General features: G+C 69.2%; 1 protein-coding gene. It reads right to left on the bottom strand.

Translation table 11 applies throughout. The annotated features are described in order from the left end of the window. Positions 1-1,015, bottom strand: a 1,015-nt coding sequence (locus tag BQ9890_RS14330; protein ID WP_075893331.1) for an IS3 family transposase, incomplete at both ends; no start/stop codon positions are given.

The raw sequence follows: 1,015 nt of genomic DNA, 5'->3' as shown, positions 1-1,015 counted from the left end.
TGTGCTGGATCGTTGAGTTGGTCGTCTCCTTGGGGGGTTGGTTGATCCACGCCGTCTCTGGCAGTGTCAGCGGGACGGGCGGGTGGTGGACGAAGCGCTCGGGGTGGGCGCCGTATGCGCGGGTCAGGACACGGCAGCGGTGGTCCTGGACGGTGGTGGCGCGGCCGTGGTGGACGTCGAACGGGGTGTGCATCGCGATCCCGGAATGGCGGTGTTCGGTGTTGTACCAGCGGTAGAACTCGGCGCAGAACGCGCGGGCGTCCTCGATCGAGCCGAACTGGTGGGGAAACTCCGGGCGGTACTTCAGGGTCTTGAACTGGGCCTCGGAGTAGGGGTTGTCATTCGACACGTGGGGGCGGCTGTGCGACTTCGTCACTCCCAGGTCGGCCAGGAGGAACGCGACCGGCTTGGAGGCCATCGAGGAGCCGTTGTCGGCGTGGATGCTCAGCTGGCCGCGGTCGATGCCCTGCTTGGTGATCGTCTCGGCCAGCAGCCGCTCGGCCAGCGGCGCGGCCTCCCTCGTGGCGACCATCCAGCCCACGGTGTACCGGGAGAAGATGTCGATGATGGAGTACAGGTAGTAGTAGGTCCACTTCGCCGGACCGTGCAGCTTGGTGATGTCCCACGACCACACGCGGTTCGGGGCGGTAGCGACCAACTCGGGCTTGACCCGGGCCGGGTGGGTGGCCTGGCGGCGCCGCTCGCGCACCTCGCCGCGCTTGCGGAGCAGGCGGTACATCGTCGAGACCGAGCACAGGTAGGTGCCCTCGTCAAGCAGGACCGCGTAGATCTCGGCCGGGGCCATGTCGACGAACCGCGCCGAGCGCAGCACGGTCAGCACCTGGGCCTCCTCCGCCGCGCTCAGGGCGCGGGGCTGGCGGGCCGGCTCGCGTCGTGGTGGCCTCGGCGGGGTCGGGCTCTTGCGGTGGTGACGGTAGTGCGTGGCCCGCGACCTGCCGACCGCCCGGCAGGCGGCCTTGACACCGATCAGGGGTGTGAGCTCGGTGATCGTCTC

Origin of the sequence: Actinomyces provencensis, assembly GCF_900155435.1 — a bacterium.
GTDB classification, from domain to species: domain Bacteria; phylum Actinomycetota; class Actinomycetes; order Actinomycetales; family Actinomycetaceae; genus Pauljensenia; species Pauljensenia provencensis.
This window is presented reverse-complemented; position numbering and strand designations above follow the sequence as displayed.